Raw genomic sequence first — 16,889 nt, forward strand, 5'->3', positions numbered from 1 at the left:
CCGGCCCGCCCATGGCATGATCGGGCACATGCTTGAACGTGTAGTGGCCGCGTGCGACGGGGCTTCGAAGGGAAACCCCGGACCGGCGGGCTGGGCCTGGGTCGTCGCCGACGAGACTCAGACCCCGGCCCGCTGGGAGGCGGGACCGCTCGGCAAGGCCACCAATAATGTCGCGGAGCTCACCGCCCTGGAACAGCTGCTCACCGCGACCGACCCGGGCGTACCGCTGGAGATCCGCATGGACTCGCAGTACGCCATGAAGGCCGTCACCACCTGGCTGCCGGGCTGGAAGCGCAACGGCTGGAAGACGGCCGCCGGAAAGCCGGTAGCCAACCAGGAACTGGTCGTACGCATCGACGAACTCCTCGACGGCCGCACGGTCGAGTTCCGCTACGTCCCCGCCCACCAGGTCGACGGCGACCCCCTGAACGACTTCGCCGACCGCGCCGCCAGCCAGGCCGCCACCGTGCAGGAATCCGCGGGCAGCGGGCTCGGCTCACCGGAGCCGCCGCCCTCCCCGGACACCCCCAAGGCCAAGGCGGCCCCGCGCCGCAAGGCTGCCGCGCCCCGGAAGAACGGCAGCTCCTCGCGCACCATCAAGGCCAAGTTCCCCGGCCGCTGCCTCTGCGGTCGCGGCTACGCGGCGGGCGAGTCCATCGCGAAGAACACGCAGGGCTGGGGCCACCCGGAGTGCCGGACCGCCGAGGCATGACCACGAGCCCTGCGGGGCTCAGGCCGCGTCGAACGTGTAGTGCGCGGTGTGGTCCAGCAGGTCCGCGGGGCGTACGTCGTTCCAGGGCTTCATCGTGTCGCCCAGGTCGATCACGTTCGGCGTCCCGGCGGCCGGCAGATAGGCGGAGCCGGGGTGCCGGCGCTGCCAGTCCGCCCACAGCTTGTCGATGTAGGCGTGGTGCAGCCAGAACACCGGGTCGTTGGGCGACGCGCCGGTCGCCATCTGCCCGCCGACCCACACATGCACCCGGTTGTGCAGATTGACGCCGCGCCAGCCCTCCAGGTGGTTGCGGAAGCCGTCGGAACCGCTGTTCCAGGGCGCCATGTCGTACGTCGGCATGGCGAGGACGGATTCCACCTCGGCCCGGGTCGGCAGCTCGCGGACGCCGGCGCCGAGCGCCCGGCGCAGAAACGTACGCCCGTCGACGCGCACATTGATCTGCCAGTTGCCGGTCGACGCCGCGAACGGCCCGTCCATCACCTGTCCGTCGCGGCTGCGCCCGGTGCCGCCGAGGAAGTCGGGCGCCCACAACGAGGACCGTATCGACCGGTCGCTGCTCCAGTCCCAGTACGGCAGCGCGACCGAGGCGTCCACCTCCTGCAGCGCGCGCTCGAACTCGAGCAGGAATCTGCGGTGCCAGGGCAGAAAGGACGGTGAACGGTGTCCGGTGCGCTCGCCGTTGTCGGTGTCGCCGACGATGAAGGCGTTGTGGGTCGTGACGAACTCGTCGTAGCGGCCGCTGCGCTTCAGCTCCAGGAGCGCGGAGACGAATCGCCGCTTCTCGTCGGCGGTGAGCAGGGCCTGGTTCTTGCGGACGGTCATGGTCGCTGGTGCTCCAAAGTGCGGGTGGGGCGCGGCAGTCGGCGGATCGACGGCCGACAGTCGGAGGTCGGCCGGTACTTCAGTCGGCGGGTCAGCCGGTGGGGAAGGGGAGGAGCGCGGCGCCCTGGAGTTCGTCCACGGCGGCGCCGGCCGCGGCGCGGGGCGTGGGCACCGGGTCGTAGTGGCTGACGACGCTGATCCAGCTGCCGTCGGCGTTGCGCATCACATGCAGTTCCACCCCGTCGACGAGCACGGCGTATCCGCCGCCGTGGTGCTCGTGACCGCCGCCCGAGGCCGGCCCGCCCTGTATCCGTCGGCCCTTGTAGACCTCGTCGAAGGGCGTCGGGGTCGGGGTCGGGGCGTGGTGGTCGTGCCCGCCGGTGGACCCGGTCGACGCGGTGGACCCGGCCGGAGTGGCGGACGCGGTGGTGGCGGTGGGGGCGGTGACCGTCTGGACACCGGCCACGGTGGCGAGGGCGGCCGCGGCGGTGAGCGCACGGCGACGGCTGAGTTCCGGCATACGGACCTCCTGAGTTCGTTCGGTTGACGACTCCGCATGCCTATCGGGCCGGACGAGAGCGGAAGAAATCGCTCGACAGTGGTTGGCCCCGATCCGGACAAGTAACTACATGTCGTGCAAGGTTGAATGAAGGTGATCTTGCCGCGGTGGTGGCCGTGATGACCCGGAACGGGAAATTCCTCCCCCGGTAGATCGCGTTCCGGAAGGTCCTTCGCCGGCGGAGCCGGCGCGCGTGGCCCACCTCACGCGCGGAAAGTGGCGCGATCCGCAATGCCGCGGGATGGGGTGCCCGCCCTGCTACTCTGCCGAGCAGATATGGCCGATTTGAGTATTTTCAAGGGGTATGTGTGAAGATCGCCTGTGTCGGTGGCGGGCCCGCCGGCCTCTATCTCTCGATCCTGCTGAAGCTGCGGGACCCGTCGCACGACATCACCGTCCACGAGCGCAATCCGGAGGGCTCCACCTACGGCTGGGGCGTCACGTACTGGCGCGGACTGCTCGTCAAGCTGTACGAGCGCGACCCCGTGTCCGCTCGCGCCATCGAGGAGAGCTCGGTCCGCTGGGACGAAGGCGTCGCCCACGTCCGGGACGTGACGGCCCGTCGGCCCAGCGACTCGGGGCACGGCATCGGCCGCCACCGGCTGCTGGAGATCCTCGCCGAACGCGCCCGGGCACTGGGCGTACGCCTGGACTACGAGCACGAGATCACGCCGGAGAACCTTCCCGCCGCCGACCTGATCGTCGCGGGTGACGGCGTCCACAGCTCCCTGCGCACCCAGTACGCCGACCACTTCGGTACCCAGGCCAGAGCCGGCCGCAACCGCTACCTCTGGCTCGGCACCAGCAAGGTCTTCGACGCGTTCACCTTCGCCTTCGTCGAGACCGCCCACGGCTGGATCTGGTGTTACGGGTACGGCTACGGCAAGGGCTCAGGCTCGGATGCCAGCACCTGCGTCGTCGAATGCGCCCCCGAGACCTGGACCGGCCTGGGCTTCGACACCGCGAGCGAGGCCGACGGACTGGCCCTGCTGGAGAAGCTCTTCGCCGGCGTCCTCGACGGCCACCCTCTCATCGGCCGCTCAGGCCCCGACGGAAGCGACCAGTGGCGGCCCTTCCGCACCTTCGCCAACCGCACCTGGCACCGCGACAACCTCGTCCTGCTCGGCGACGCCGCCCACACCACCCACTACTCCATCGGTGCCGGCACCACCCTCGCCCTGGAGGACGCCATCGCCCTCGCCGACGCGCTGCACGAGCACCCTGTCCCAGAGGCGCTCGCCCACTACGAACGGGAGCGCAAGCAGGCCCTGTTGTCCATTCAGAGCGCGGCCCGCTACAGCGCCCAGTGGTACGAGAACCTGCCCCGCTACCTCCAGCTGCCCCCGGACCAGATGTTCGCCCTGCTCGGCCAGCGCCACTCACCCCTGCTGCCGCATCTGCCGCCGCAGCTGTACTACAAGATCGACCGGGCCGCCGGGCAACTGGAGGCCATGCGCCGCCTCAAGCGCTGGCTCGGACCGAAGGTCGCACGCACCGTGCACGCCAGGGCCCTGGCATCCCGTACCTAGCCGTGCCTCACCGGAACAGCCGGTCGAGGAACGCGTTGCCGAACACGCCGTGCGGGTCGAGGCGGTCCAGGACGCCGGAAGCCTCGCCCCACACGCCCTCCCCGAAGGTGCCCGGCACGACCGTGCCCAGCACCTCCCCGTCGCTCCACGCGGCCTCCTTCGTATAGGCCCAGCCCTTCGACCACTCCACGCGGGTCATGGCGTACTCGCCGTCGAAGGTGCGCAGCAGAAACCGCTCGATCTGGCTCAGGAAGGCCTCCGCGTACGGCGTCCCGGGCAGCGTCAGGATGTTCAGCCAGACGGCGGTGTCCCACTCGGGACGGTCGTCGCGCGGACGGAGTGCCGACAGCAGCGGGGTCCGCGCCCCGTCCAGGCCGGCGTCGGCCGGATCGTCGAGGCCGGTCACCCGGATCTCCACCGACCCGTTGACGGGGAACTGCCCCCGGTCGGCGTACGCCGCGAGCCGTTCCCGGTAGAAGGCCGTGAACTCGGCGACGACGCGCTGTACTTGCGCTCTGTCGGTGAGCACCGCGTAGCCGTTCGTGGCGATCCTCAGCGTCGTCGGCCGCAGATACAGCAGCGTGTTCTTCGACGGCCCCCAGATGTCCGCCGACAGCGTCGCCACCAGTCCGAGCGCGGCCACGTCGTACTGCGCGTTGCCGAGCACCGGCGCCAGATACCAGGCCCCGTCCGACGCGATGTGCCCCACCAGGTCCGCGACCGGCGTCGGGACGCTGTCGGAGAACGGGTAGTTGTACGGCCTCGTCACGCGCCGCGAGACCGGCGGCCGGGTGGGGGAGACGCTCCACACCTTCAGCCACGGGAACTCGGTGAAGGCGAACCAGATCGCCTCGACCCGCCCGGCCCGGTCCAGGTGACTCGCGAGGGTGCGTCCGTCGGTGCCGGGCGCGGCGAAGAGCTCGCGCGCCGGGATGTCCGTACGGCTGACGCAGCGAAGGTTGGTGTTCGCGCCCACGCGCAGCACGACCTCGGTCACCAGGGAGCGCCCGAGATGGGCCAGCAGGGCGGCACAGTCCGCCTCGTCACGGCCGTACGTCCGCAGCACGTAGGCGCCCCTGGCGTCGTCCCAGACGACGGCTGTCAGCGACAGCACGAGATTGCTCAGCGAACCGTACGTGTGCCCGGGCAGCCGCTGTTCGCCCCGCGCCGGTACGGCGGTGCCGTGCGCGTCGACGGCCAGGGCGCCGCCCAGGGTGAGGTTGCCGGGCGCGGGCACGGCGGTGATGCCGAGACCGTGTTCCTCGAGGCGGGTGAGCAGGGCCTCCAGGGTGACTCCGGTGCCGGCGCGCACGGTCGTCGGCGACTCCACGGACAGGCCGGTGAGATGGGTGGCGGTGTCGACGAGGAGGACCGGGGCGTCCGCCGGGGTGCCCTGCGTGATCGTCAGCGGTGACCAGCCGTGCGAGGCGCCCCGGGCGCGGACGCTCCAGCCGTGCCGCCAGGCCCAGTTGACGACGGCGACCACCTGCTCCGGGCGGGCCGGTGTGCAGGCCCACAGGCCGTCGGCGGTGATCTCGCCCACCCAGTTGCGGTACGCCGAGCGGTGGAGCGCCACATCGGCCGGGAAGTCGGGCAACTCCTGTGCCGCGGCGGCCGGATCCGCCGGCAGCAGGGTCGGTACGGCGGTCAGGGCGGCTGCCGTGCGCAGGAAGCCCCTGCGGCTGAAGTCGTCGGTCACGGGCTCACGCTAGGGACCGCATTGACAGGCACCGCTCGCCTGTCGAATTGATTCACCCGTGTGAGTGATGGATTCACAGGTGACGAGGCGGAGGGGCCTGTTCCGCGCACATGGATGACGAGTGACACACTGACGTCATGGACGAGCGTGTAATCGGTAGGTCGGGTCAGCGGGCATCCGTCGTCGGTCTCGGTACGTGGCAGCTGGGCGCCGACTGGGGAGACGTCGACGACAAGGAAGCCCTGGCGGTGCTGGAGGCAGCGGTCGAGTCGGGAGTGACCTTCTTCGACACGGCCGACGTGTACGGCGACGGGCGCAGCGAGCAGACCATCGCCACGTTCCTGCGCGCCAGGCCCGAGCTGGACATCTTCGTGGCGACCAAGATGGGCCGCCGGGTCGACCAGATCCCCGAGAACTACGTCCTCGACAACTTCCGCGCCTGGAACGACCGTTCGCGGCGCAACCTCGGTGTCGACCGCCTCGACCTGGTCCAGCTGCACTGCCCGCCGACCCCCGTGTACTCGACGGACGAGGTGTTCGACGCCCTCGACACCCTGGTCGCGGAGGAGCGCATCGCCCGCTACGGCGTCAGCGTGGAGACCTGTGAGGAGGCGCTGACCGCGATCGCCCGCCCGGGTGTCGCGAGCGTGCAGATCATCCTCAACCCGTTCCGCATGAAGCCCCTGCGCGAGGTGCTGCCCGCCGCGCACGAGGCCGGCGTCGGCATCATCGCCCGGGTTCCGCTGGCCTCCGGCCTGCTGTCGGGCAAGTACACCAAGGACACCGTCTTCGCAGCGAACGACCACCGCACCTACAACCGGCACGGCGAGTCCTTCGACCAGGGCGAGACCTTCTCGGGGGTCGACTACGCCACCGGCGTCGAGGCCGCCGCCGAGTTCGCCGAGCTCGCACCGGTGGGCTGCACGCCGGCCCAGCTGGCGCTGCGCTGGATCATCCAGCAGCCCGGTGTGACCACCGTGATCCCCGGCGCCCGCACACCCGAGCAGGCCCGCGCCAACGCGGCCGCCGCCGCACTGCCGGAGCTGTCCGGGGACACGCTCGCCGCGATCCGGGACCTCTACGACCGGCGGATCCAGGACCAGGTGGAAAACCGCTGGTAGACGCGTGCTGTCCGGGAGCGGTAACCCACTGCTCCCGGATCTTCACCGTTTGAGAGTTCAACGCCGGGGATACCCGGCACGCATGACCGAGAAGGAAAGACGGACGGGCCGCGACGAGACCGAGGACGAGCGGGCCGACCGCATGTGGACCGACCTCCTCCAAGAGGTCCGGGTGGCCCAGATGGGCGTCCAGATCCTGTTCGGCTTTCTGCTCACCGTCGTCTTCACGACGAAGTACGACACGCTGAGCGACACCGACCAGACGATCTACATCGTGACGGTCGTGCTGGGTGCCACCGCCACCGGAGCCCTGATCGGACCGGTCTCCCTGCACCGTCTGGTGTCGGGGCGACGCATCAAACAGCATGCCGTGCAGTGGGCCTCCCGGCTGACCCTGGTCGGCCTGCTCCTGCTCCTCGCCACGACGGCGTCCTCGCTCCTGCTCATCCTGCGGGTCGCCACCCACGACGACTACGTTCCCTGGCTGGTCACGGGCGTGGTCGTCTGGTACCTGCTGTGCTGGTTCGCGTTGCCGCTGTGGGCACGCCGCCGCCACACGGAGTGAAGCGGCGGCGCCCCGCAGAGGTGAGCGGCTACTGCTCCCGCCCGGGGCCTGACCGGGCTCCGCGCAGGGCGGTGATGCACGTGCTGATGGCCTGCTGGAGCTCCTCCAACTGCTGGACCATGTCGTCCTCGACGAACTCCTGCACATCGTCGAAGGTCAGCTCCTCGAAGACCTTCGTCGCCCGCTGCAGGCTGCTGTAGAACTTCGTTCGCCGCTCCTGCACGCGCAGCTCGGGATCGGCCTCCACGGTCTCGGCGACGAGGGACTTCATGGTGTCGTAGGCCTCGGTGGCCCACTCGCCGGTGTCCTGCTCGTCCTCCAGCTCGTCGATGAGCGACAGGTGCCGCTCGGCCTCCTGGCGCAGGTCGACGGGCGCGTCCACGGTCTGCCCGGCCGGAGTCTTGATCTGGCCGGACTCCGCGATCTGGCGGACGTAGCCGATCCGGTCGGCCGCCCGGCTCTCGGTGGCGACGGCCTTCTTCAGGTCGTCGGTACGGACGACGTCCCGCGCCAACTCGGCCTGCAGATCGGGGTCCTCGCGGACCCGGTCGAGAAGTGCCTGGCGGGCGGCGCGGGCGGTCGAGGGGTCGGCGAGGATCGCGGCGCGCAGCGCGGTGGGGTTCTCGGCGACCTCCAGCGCCTTCGTCGGGCGGATGCCCTCGGCCTCGGCGGCCTCGGTGATGGCGGTGCCCCGCTCCGAGGTGGCGCTGTTGCGGGAGACGTAGTAGGTGAGCCACACGTCGGAGTCGGGCAGCTCCACTTCCTGGCCCGGCGTGAGCGTCTCGAAGTGCGGCACCAGACCGTCGTCGGCGGCGCGGTCCCAGGCCTTGTAGTAGCGCATGACGCGGTCGGCGGAGCACCCGGCGAGTTCGGCGAACTCCTTCGCGGACACCTTCGGCGTCTCGCCCGCGCTCTGCCCGCCGGGCCGTACGCTGCGCGCCACCATCAGGCCGAAGGCCCACCCTCCGGTCCGCGCGTAGACGCCGAACTCACGCGCGTCCCGCGCGACGAGATCGGACAACGGGGGCTGGGGCGCGGGGGACGTCTCGGGCGGGACGAACGCCAGTGTCACGGATGACTCTCCTGTTGGTGCTGCTCGGAAGGCACCGCCGGGAAGGCTCAGGTGCCGACCGGCAGCCTATGACACCCGCGGGCGACGCTCTCGCGGTCCCCGATGCCGTCCGGTCCGGTGCGCGTGCGGTGACGTGCGAAGCGCATATCGTGTGCCTCAGCCGAGCGCGTCCCGCAGCGCGGGCAGCAGCGTCGACTCCGCCCAGTCGATGTACGGCCGTTGCTCCTCGCCCCCGATCTGCACGAGGGCGACCTCGGTGAAGCCGGCCGCGGCGAAGGGACGGACGGCTTCGACGAAGGCATCCACGTCGTCGCCGCACGGGATCGCGTCGGCGACGTCGTCCGGCGTGACGAACTGGGTTGCCGCCTCGAAGGAGTCCGGGTGCGGCAGTTCGGCGTTGACCTTCCAGCCGCTGCCGAACCAGCGGAACTGGGAGTGGGCGCGCTTGATCGCGGTGTCCCGGTCGGGATCGTAGCACACGGGCAGTTGCCCCACGCGCGGCTTGCCCGCGCCGCCGTGCCGGTCGAACGCCGCGAGCAGGTCGGCCTTGGGTTCCGTGGCGATCACCAGGTCGCCGAGCCGGCCCGCGAGCTCGCAGGACTGCTCACCGGAGACGGCGATGCCGATGGGGGGCGGCTGGTCCGGCAGGTCCCACAGGCGGGCCGACTCCACGTCGAAGTGCGTGCCGCGACGGTTCACATGGCCGCCCTCGAAGAGCGCCCGGATGATCTCCACCGCCTCCTCGAACATCTCGTGCCGTACGTCCACGGACGGCCAACCACCGCCCACGACATGTTCGTTGAGGTTCTCCCCGGAGCCGAGCCCCAGCCGGAACCGGCCCTCGGACAGCAGTTGCATCGTGGCCGCCTTCTGCGCGACCACCGCCGGGTGGTAACGGAACGTCGGACATGTCACGTAGGTCATCAGCGGAATCCGCGACGTGGCCTGGGCGGCCGCGCCCAGGAGACTCCACGCGTACGGAGAGTGACCCTGAGAACGCAGCCACGGAAAGTAGTGGTCCGAGGTCACAGAGAAGTCGAAGCCGGCTTCCTCGGCGCGGACCAGGTGGTCCACCAGGTCACGAGGGGCGGCCTGCTCGGTCATCATCGTGTATCCGATCTGCACCATGCGGCCCGAGTCCCCGGACACGGGTGGTGAAAACGGGATCGACGGGACGGACGGGGCGGGGTGCAGAGTCCGGGGCGCGAATGGCTCTGTCATCGCCCCGGTATCGGAGAGGATGCTCGCATGAGTGTTCGCCCGCTGCCTTCGAGCACGCCCGCCGCCCAGGGCGTCGACGCCTCCGGTGTCCTCGCCTTCCTCGACGCTCTCGACGCCGCCCCCGACATCGAGCCGCACAGCCTGATGATCCTGCGCCACGACCGCCTCGTCGCCGCCGGCTGGTGGGCGCCGTACACCTCCGAACGCCCGCACCTGCTCTACTCGATCAGCAAGAGCTTCACCGCGACCGCCGCCGGGATCGCCGCCGGCGAGGGGCTGATTCGGCTCGATGACCCGGTGATCTCGTACTTCCCCGAGCTCGACGCCGACATCACCGATCCGCGCAGCCGCGCGATGCTCGTACGGCATGTGGCGTCCATGGCCAGTGGGCACGAGACCGACGCATTCGACGATGCGCGGGCACGGGACCGTGAGGACCTCGTCCGCGGGTTCCTGCTGGTGCCGCCGCCCCGCGATCCGGGCACGTTCTTCGCCTACAACCAGCCCGCCACCTACACGCTCTCCGCCATCGTCCAGCGTGCGAGCGGCCAGTCGCTGACCGAGTATCTCCGGCCGCGTCTACTGGACCCGCTCGGCATCGGCGAGGTCGCGTGGCTGCGCTACCGCGGCGGCCCGGAGCTCGGCTTCAGCGGACTGCACGCCACCACCGACGCGATCGCCAGGCTGGGCCTGCTGTATCTGCGGGGCGGGGTGTGGGACGGCCGGCGGCTGCTCCCCGAATGGTGGGTGGCCGAGGCCACGCGCCCGCAGATCTCGAACTCCGGATTCATGCCCGGGGACGACTGGCAGCGGGGATACGGCTTCAAGTTCTGGATGTCCCGGCACGGCTACCGCGGCGACGGCGCGTTCGGTCAGTTCTGTCTGGTGCTGCCCGAGCAGGACGCCGTGATCGCGACGACCGCGGACACCTGGAACATGCAGGCTCTGCTGAACCTGGTCTGGGAGCATCTGCTGCCCGCGTTCCGCCCCGCGCCCCTGACGGGAGGCGAGGCGGCGGACGCGGCCCTGGCCGAGCGGCTGGCGGGCCTCGCGCTGCCGCCCGCTGCCGGTGAGCCCGCACCGCCCCAGCGGGCCGAGGCCTGGTCCGCCGCGGCCTTCACCCCGAACGGCGATGTCGGCGGGAACCCGGCCAGGCTGAGCGCGATCGACCTCACGCCGGACGGGGACGGCTGGGCCCTGACGCTCACCGAGGACGGCCACCCGTTTCGGCTGCGGCTCGGGGAGCCCGGCTGGACCGTCACCGAGGGGCCGGTGCCCACCGCGGTCAGCGGCGGCTGGACCGACGCGGACACCCTCGTCGTGGACATCGCCTTCCTGGAGACCCCGCACCACCTGGACGTGACGTGTTCGCTCAAGGACCGGACGTTCACGGCGCGTTGGCGGACCGAACCGCTGCACCGCCTGCCGCTGCGGGCGATGTGCGCACCCCGCGTGCGGGCCTGATCAGGCTTCGGGCACCTGGAAGGTCCGCAGGACGGTGTCCAGGGCCCCCTGGTTGTCGGCGTCGTTCCAGTCGCCCGCCGGGGTCGTCCAGCGCAACGAGTACCCGACGTGGTCGCCGATGAGGAAGCCGCGGCCGAAAGTGCGCACCCGCGTGTCGTCCACGTCGGCGAGCCACTGGATGTCGGCGGCCTTGTAACCCTGGTACGTGGTCGCCTCGATGTCGCCGATGCGTTCGTAGTCGGTGGCGGACTGCTTCAGTTGGGGCTCGACATCGTCGCGCCACACGGCGACGGGGTCCGGGCCGACGCGTTCGCTGTAGGTGACCGCGAGCGTACGCGGATCGCCTTCCGCGGCGAACACGACCCGGTACGCCAGGTCCGAGGCACGCGTGGTGCTCAGGGGTTTCCAGTCCTGGGGCAGGGCGACGGAGAAGCCCTCCGGTGAGGTGTACGTCCGGAATCCGGAGGGCAGCGCGGTGCCCGAGGGGGACGCGGTGGGCGATGCGCTCTCCGGCGCGCTCTTCGTGGGGGAGGCCGTGGGTTCCTTCGTGGGGGACGCGGTCGGAGCCGGAGTGGCGGGCTCCTTGGCAGAGGCCGACGGACTGGGTGCCGTACCGGCTGCCGAGGGGTCCGAGTCGTCCGACCGGTCGCTGGTCACCACCAGGACGGCCGCGGCTACCGTGACGACGGCGAGCGCGGTGCCGGCGATCATGGCGCGCCTGCCCCAGCCCGGTCCGACGACGTACAGACCGCGCAGCCGGGGGCGCGGCTCGGCCGGCATGGGCGTCTCGGGATCCTCGTTGAGGACACGCACGAACGCCTCGCGGACCACGGGTCTGCTCAGCCGCTCCCTGGAGTCCTTGCGCAGCAGTCCCTGCACCGCCTGGGTGAGCGGCCCGGCACGCACCGGGGCGCGCAGCGGAAGCCGGTCCACGCCCTTCAACGTCGCCTCGGGCCGGTCCCGTTCGCGGTACGGCGGGCGCCCCTCGACCATGGCGTAGAGGATCGCGCCGAGCGCCCACAGGTCGGACGCCGGTCCGATGCGCTCGTCGCGGGCCTGCTCCGGTGAGGCGTACGACGGCGCGGCGACCCGGGGCGCAAGGGTCGCGCCGGCCAGTCCGAAGCCGGTGACCACCACGGTGCCGTCGCCGCGCACGAACACCTGGCCGGGGCTCAGTTCGCCGTGCGTGATACCGGCGACGTGCGCCGCCTCCAGGACGTCGAGCAGTTCGAGGCCGATGCGCGCGGCCCGCACATAGTTGAACGTGCCCTGCTGGGTGAGGAGTTCACCGAGGGGCGTGCCGTCGATCCACTCGGTGACGATCCACAGGTTCCCGGCCTCCTCGACGGCGTCCACGACCGTGGCGACCGCGCCCGGGCGCAGCAGCCCCATCTGCTCGGACGTGCGCAGGATGCGCGAGGTTGCCCGGCGCCTGTCGTCCGGGCTCGGTGCGTCGGGGAGCCCGATCTGCGTGAGGAGGAACGGGCGTTCGGTCTCGATGTCCTCGCCGTAGTAACTGACGCGGTTCGTCTCGCTGTGCACGACATCGACGAGCCGGTACCTCCCGGCGACCAACTCGGATGTGGAGACGCGCGCCTTGACCATGGTCATCCCTCGCTGAACCCCTGATTCTCATTTCTCACAGGAAGTACGAGAGACGGGACAGGAAGCGTTCAACGAAAACCTCAACTAAAGCGCCGTTCCTTTCCTTTGGTTCTTACGCGTGAGTAACCTGACGAAAAAGTAAGGAATTCGAGACGGCGTTTCAGTGAACACCGAAATCCGCCGTCCAGCGCAGCACATCCCCGGTTGTCGCGTTGCCCCCGCACACCACCAGCCCGAGCCGCGCGCCGTCTTCGACCCGCTCCAGGACGCGCCGGGCCGCGGGCAGCAGACAGCCGGCGGCCGGCTCGGTCCACAGCTTGGCGTGCTCGGCGAGGTCGAGCACGCCCCGCACCGCCTCCCGGTCCGGGACCACGAGCACCTCGTGGACCAAGGCGGACACATGGTCGTACGTCAGCCGGGACGCGGCCGGCGCGCACAGCGTGGAGACGATCGACGACAGCGCCACCGGCACCGGCCCGCCCGCCGCAAGCGCTTCGGACATCGCCTCGGCTCCCTCGGTCTCCACGCCCCAGATCCGTACGTCCGGACGGCGGGCCCGCAGCGCGACCGCGACGCCGGAGACGAGTCCGCCGCCCCCGACGCTGACGATCACGTCCGTGAGGTCACCGGCGTCGTCGGCGAACTCCAGCCCGACGGTGCCCTGGCCGGCGATCACCAACGGGTCGTCGAAGGGGTGGACGAGCGTCAGCCCCTCGTCCCGCAGCCGTGTGACGAGAGAGAACGCTCCGTCCATGTCGTCCGTCAGCCGCACGGACGCTCCGGCGCCGCGGGCGATCTCCACGGCGCGGGCCGGCGCCGAACGCGGCATCACGACGGTCGCCTTCACATCGAGGACCGCGGCCGTCATCGCGAGGGCGATTCCGTGGTTGCCGCCGCTGACCGCCACGACCCCGGCCGCGCGCTGGGCCCCCGTCAGCGACAGCAGCTTCGCCGTCGCCCCGCGGGCCTTGAACGAGCCGGTGCGCTGCAGCAGTTCGAGCTTGGCCGTCACCGGGACGCCGAGCAGGGCCGACAGGCCGGGGCTGGGCACGGTCGGCGTGTGGACGACGTGGCCGGCGATGAGGTCGGCCGCGGCTTCGACGTCGGAGATCCCGATCAAGGCAGTCACCTTTCCGGCGTGGGGCGGGGTCCACGCCGTTGGCACCCTGACGCGGGAGGCGGCGCCGGTCAACTCGGGCTCGCCACGGGCGCCACGGTGTCGGGCGATCACCGCCCGCCGCGAGCCGGGCCCTCACAGGTCGCGTCGCACCAGGAAGTCGAGCAGCGACCGCAGTTCCCCGGAGGGATCGGCCTGCGGTGGTACGTCGGCCTGAGGGGCTGCGCGGCGGTCACATGACGCCGGTCAGCGTGGGCTCGCCGCGGGCGCGATGATGGTCGGGCGATCACCGCCCGCCGCGAGCCGGGCCCTCACAGGTCGCGTCGCACCAGGAAGTCGAGCAGCGACCGCAGCTCCGCGGCGGGGCCGGCCTGGAGTGGTACGTCGGCCAGAGCGGCCTCCACGGCGGTCACATGGCGTCGCGCCTCCGCGAGCGCGGCCGAGCGGCCGCCCGCCTCCTCGATCAGCGAGGCCACCTCGGCGGGGTCGGCGGACGACTCCAGGAGCGCGGCGAGGGGGCCGCCGGCGGGCGAGTCGAGCGCGGCCAGCAGGGGGAACGTCTTCTTGCGCTCCCGCAGATCGCCGTACACCGGTTTGCCGGTGACGGCCGGGTCGCCCCAGACGCCCAGCAGATCGTCGACCACCTGGAAGGCGATGCCCAGATGCCGCCCCGCCCGGTCGAGGGCGGCGACGGTCGCGGGCGGCGCACCGCCGAGCAGGGCGCCCAGCGCGGCCGCACAGCCCAGCAGGGCACCCGTCTTGTGCTCGGCCATCGTCCGGTACTCATCGGGCCGCACGCGCTCCGGCCCCGTCCACGGACGCGTGGCGAACAGCAGGTCGTCCGCCTGCCCGCGCACCAGGTCCTGCAACGCCGCGGACAGCAGCCGTACGGCCCGCGGGCCCGCCGGTGCGGCGGCCAGCGTCTCGACGGCGAGCGCGAACAGCGCGTCACCCGCGAGGACGGCGGGTCCCGTGCCGTACGCCTTCCACACGGTGGGGCGGCGGCGCCGGGACGTGTCGCCGTCCATGATGTCGTCGTGCAGCAGGGAGAAGGCGTGCACCAGCTCCACCGCGACCGCCCCGGGCACCGCGAGCCGCCCGGCCGCGCCGGCCGCCTCGGCCCCGAGCACGGCCAGCGCCTGCCGTACACCCTTCCCGCCGGAGGCTGCGGCGGGCGCGCCGCCCACCTCGCACCAGCCGAAGGAGTATGCGGCCATCTCACCGACCCACGGATGTGTCCGCTCCACGGCCTCCCGCAGTGCGGGCCGCACCAAGGCGCGGCAGCGGTCGAGGACTTGGCGGGCGTCGGGCGGGGCCTGAAGGGAGGAGGGGTGCTCCTGGATGCCGGACGGAGCCCGGAGAGCGGAAGGGGACGCCGTCACCGTACGACCCCCGCCCCGGCGCCGGCCATGGCATCCTCGCCGACGCCGAACTCCTTCTGCGCCCGCGCCACCATCTCCCGGGCGTGCCGCAGCCCGATCCGCTCCAGCACACCGGCCAGCTCGGCCAGTTCGGCGGCGGTCTCGGCACGGTCGCGCCCCAGCTGGGCCCGCGACTTGGCCAGCCCCAGCCGGGACAGCGCCTGGCCGCGCGGCTCGCTCATGGCACGGAACTCGGCGAGCGCCTGCTCGTACAGGTCCCGGGCCTCGGCGTAACGCCCGGCGCGGTAGAGGACGTTGCCGCGCATCTTGTGGTTGTAGGCCAGCGCGCTGGACAGCTTCATCGCCCGGCACGTGGTCTCCGCCTCGGACAGCAGGGCCAGTGCCCGTGGCGTGTCGCCGTCGCGCACGGAGACGACGTCGGCGAGTCCGCGCAGCGCCCAGGCGTGGCCACGCCGGTCCTCGGCGCCCGCGGCGATCTCGGCCGCCTCCTCGAACAGGTCGTACGCGGTGTCGTACGAGCCGGTGTTGCGGTGGATCTGGGCGATGCCCTCAAGGGCCCACACGGTGTGCCGCGCCTCGCCTCGCCGCCGCGCCTCGGCCAGCAACTGCTCGTGCAGCCGGTGGACGGCGTCGTAGTCGCCCTGGATGCGGCCGGTCTCGGCGAGCCCGGCCAGGGAGTAGCCGCGTACGACGATGTCGCCGCCGCGCTCGCCGAAGTCCGCCGCGAGCTGAAGCAGCCGCCGGGCCAGGGGGAACGCCCCGCGCTGTCGCGCCAGCGTGCCGCCGCTCCACAGCGCCCAGGCCATCGCCGGGGTGTCGCCGGCCTCCCGGGCGGCGCGGTAGCTCGCCTTCCACGCCCGGTCCGCGTCCCCGATCTGCCCCAGCCGGCGGTGCGCCTCGGCGACCGCGAGCCCTGAACGTGCCGCCTCGCCGTGCTGCCCGGCCTGCTCGGCCGCTCTCAACTGCTCGGTGCCGGCGGCCAGTACGTCGGTCAGCGAGGAGTTCACGGACAGCTTGGTCAGGGCTCCCTGGTACTCCGGGGCGAATGCCTTGCCGTACATCGATGCCTCTCGATCGATATACACGCCATCTCTACTCTCTGTGTATACGCAGTGCGTATACACAATCGGTATACATGGCGTGTATAGAGCGTTGAAAACCGGCCCTGGCCGGAAAGGGCGGCCAGGGCTTCACTTGTTGTCGATCAAGACGTCGGCAAGGCGGACGGGGTTGCTCGTGAGGCGCAGATCACCTCACGGGGGCGGGATCAGTGCTGCTGGGACTTCTGCGGGGTCGCCTCGCTCGGCCGTACGACGACATGGCCCTGGCCCTGCAGCATCAGCTGCACGGCCTCCCCGGAACCGCCGCGCAGCATCGAGCCCAGGGACTGCGAGCGGTGCAGCGAGGTGTCCAGGCCCGCGGTCCACCCGACGACGGCGTCCGTGTCGACGTACACCGGGTACTGCGGCGAGACCGGGATGACCAGCGGATTGCCCTCACACACCAGGCCCAGCCTGCCCTGCCCCGTGAAGACGCTGTTGAACAGGCCGCCGCCGGTGATGCCGGCACCCTTCACCGTCGCTATCCGGTACGACAACGAGGCGTCGAAACACAGGACGTTGCGGCCGTTGACCGTGAACTCGTCGCCGGGGTCGACGTCGACGACGAAGCAGTTCTGCGCCTCGTGCGCGAACCAGGCCTCGCCCTGCCCGCGCACCGCCATCAGCGGCAGCCCCTCACCGGTCACCGCCCGCTTGAGCATGCCGCCCACGCCCTGACCCTTGCGCTCGAACTGGAGGTTGCCGCGGTAGGCGACCATCGCGCCCTGGCGGGCGTGCATCTCGCCGTTCACCGCGTACTTGATGCATTTGGCGTTCTCGATCGTCATGCCCGGCGCCGTGGCGGGCTGGACCATGTGCTCGTTGGAAAAGAGGTCACCCTTCATGCGGGCATCCTGTCCCGGAGGCTCCCGTTCTGCCTAGATCGCGGCGTGTCGGATT

Annotated in this window: 15 protein-coding genes; 5 read left to right on the plus strand and 10 right to left on the minus strand. The window is 71.3% G+C overall.

Features of this window, described 5'->3' with window-relative positions:
- Window positions 1-16 precede the first annotated feature (16 nt).
- Window positions 17-712, plus strand: a complete 696-nt coding sequence (locus OG331_RS45140) for a ribonuclease H (RefSeq protein ID WP_406208401.1) — start codon at window positions 17-19, stop codon at window positions 710-712.
- 18 nt (window positions 713-730) lie between these two features.
- On the opposite strand, the gene OG331_RS45145 is transcribed toward OG331_RS45140, so the two are convergent.
- The gene (locus tag OG331_RS45145) at window positions 731-1,555 is read right to left on the minus strand and encodes a tyrosinase MelC2 (protein WP_383232414.1); all 825 of its coding nucleotides are present in this window, start codon (window positions 1,553-1,555) and stop codon (window positions 731-733) included.
- Between the two features lie 91 nt (window positions 1,556-1,646).
- Window positions 1,647-2,075, minus strand: coding sequence for a tyrosinase cofactor (locus OG331_RS45150; protein ID WP_406208405.1), 429 nt, complete (start codon window positions 2,073-2,075; stop codon window positions 1,647-1,649).
- A 347-nt stretch (window positions 2,076-2,422) separates the two neighbouring features.
- On the opposite strand from OG331_RS45150, the gene OG331_RS45155 reads away from it, so the two are divergent.
- Window positions 2,423-3,643 carry an FAD-dependent monooxygenase gene (locus OG331_RS45155; RefSeq protein ID WP_406208407.1) on the plus strand — a complete coding sequence of 407 codons (1,221 nt, stop codon included), beginning with the start codon at window positions 2,423-2,425 and terminating at the stop codon, window positions 3,641-3,643.
- Between the two features lie 7 nt (window positions 3,644-3,650).
- On the opposite strand, the gene OG331_RS45160 is transcribed toward OG331_RS45155, so the two are convergent.
- The gene (locus OG331_RS45160; protein ID WP_406208409.1) at window positions 3,651-5,342 is read right to left on the minus strand and encodes a cholesterol oxidase substrate-binding domain-containing protein; all 1,692 of its coding nucleotides are present in this window, start codon (window positions 5,340-5,342) and stop codon (window positions 3,651-3,653) included.
- Window positions 5,343-5,479: 137 nt separating this feature from the next.
- Here OG331_RS45160 and OG331_RS45165 point away from each other — a divergent pair, with 137 nt between their 5' ends.
- Window positions 5,480-6,463: an aldo/keto reductase gene (locus OG331_RS45165; RefSeq protein WP_406208412.1), complete on the plus strand. Its 984-nt coding sequence runs from the start codon at window positions 5,480-5,482 to the stop codon at window positions 6,461-6,463.
- 82 nt (window positions 6,464-6,545) lie between these two features.
- Complete coding sequence (locus OG331_RS45170; RefSeq protein ID WP_406208415.1) at window positions 6,546-7,028, plus strand: DUF6328 family protein; 483 nt, start codon at window positions 6,546-6,548, stop codon at window positions 7,026-7,028.
- A gap of 28 nt (window positions 7,029-7,056) precedes the next feature.
- On the opposite strand, the gene OG331_RS45175 is transcribed toward OG331_RS45170, so the two are convergent.
- Window positions 7,057-8,100, minus strand: a complete 1,044-nt coding sequence (locus OG331_RS45175) for a hypothetical protein (protein WP_406208417.1) — start codon at window positions 8,098-8,100, stop codon at window positions 7,057-7,059.
- Window positions 8,101-8,256: 156 nt separating this feature from the next.
- On the minus strand, window positions 8,257-9,228 hold the full coding sequence (locus OG331_RS45180) for an LLM class F420-dependent oxidoreductase (protein WP_406208419.1): 972 nt from the start codon (window positions 9,226-9,228) through the stop codon (window positions 8,257-8,259).
- Between the two features lie 120 nt (window positions 9,229-9,348).
- On the opposite strand from OG331_RS45180, the gene OG331_RS45185 reads away from it, so the two are divergent.
- A complete protein-coding gene (locus OG331_RS45185; protein ID WP_406208421.1) occupies window positions 9,349-10,785 on the plus strand; it encodes a serine hydrolase domain-containing protein in 1,437 nt (478 codons plus the stop codon).
- Here the strand turns inward: OG331_RS45185 and OG331_RS45190 are convergent, their stop codons facing one another.
- The 5 genes from OG331_RS45190 to OG331_RS45210 form a co-directional block, all read right to left on the minus strand.
- Entirely contained in the window at window positions 10,786-12,396 is a 1,611-nt protein-coding gene (locus OG331_RS45190; RefSeq protein WP_406208424.1) for a serine/threonine protein kinase, read from the minus strand.
- Between the two features lie 154 nt (window positions 12,397-12,550).
- Window positions 12,551-13,510, minus strand: a complete 960-nt coding sequence (locus tag OG331_RS45195; RefSeq protein ID WP_406208427.1) for a threonine/serine dehydratase — start codon at window positions 13,508-13,510, stop codon at window positions 12,551-12,553.
- Window positions 13,511-13,818: 308 nt separating this feature from the next.
- A complete protein-coding gene (locus OG331_RS45200; RefSeq protein WP_406208429.1) occupies window positions 13,819-14,889 on the minus strand; it encodes a polyprenyl synthetase family protein in 1,071 nt (356 codons plus the stop codon).
- Window positions 14,886-15,950 carry a tetratricopeptide repeat protein gene (locus OG331_RS45205; RefSeq protein ID WP_406210737.1) on the minus strand — a complete coding sequence of 355 codons (1,065 nt, stop codon included), beginning with the start codon at window positions 15,948-15,950 and terminating at the stop codon, window positions 14,886-14,888. Before OG331_RS45205 ends, OG331_RS45200 begins: the two co-directional genes overlap by 4 nt.
- A 206-nt stretch (window positions 15,951-16,156) precedes the next feature.
- Window positions 16,157-16,834, minus strand: coding sequence for an AIM24 family protein (locus OG331_RS45210; protein ID WP_328883815.1), 678 nt, complete (start codon window positions 16,832-16,834; stop codon window positions 16,157-16,159).
- Window positions 16,835-16,889: the final 55 nt, after the last annotated feature.

The organism is Streptomyces sp. NBC_01017 (assembly GCF_045162795.1).
Classification (GTDB): Bacteria; Actinomycetota; Actinomycetes; order Streptomycetales; family Streptomycetaceae; genus Streptomyces; species Streptomyces machairae.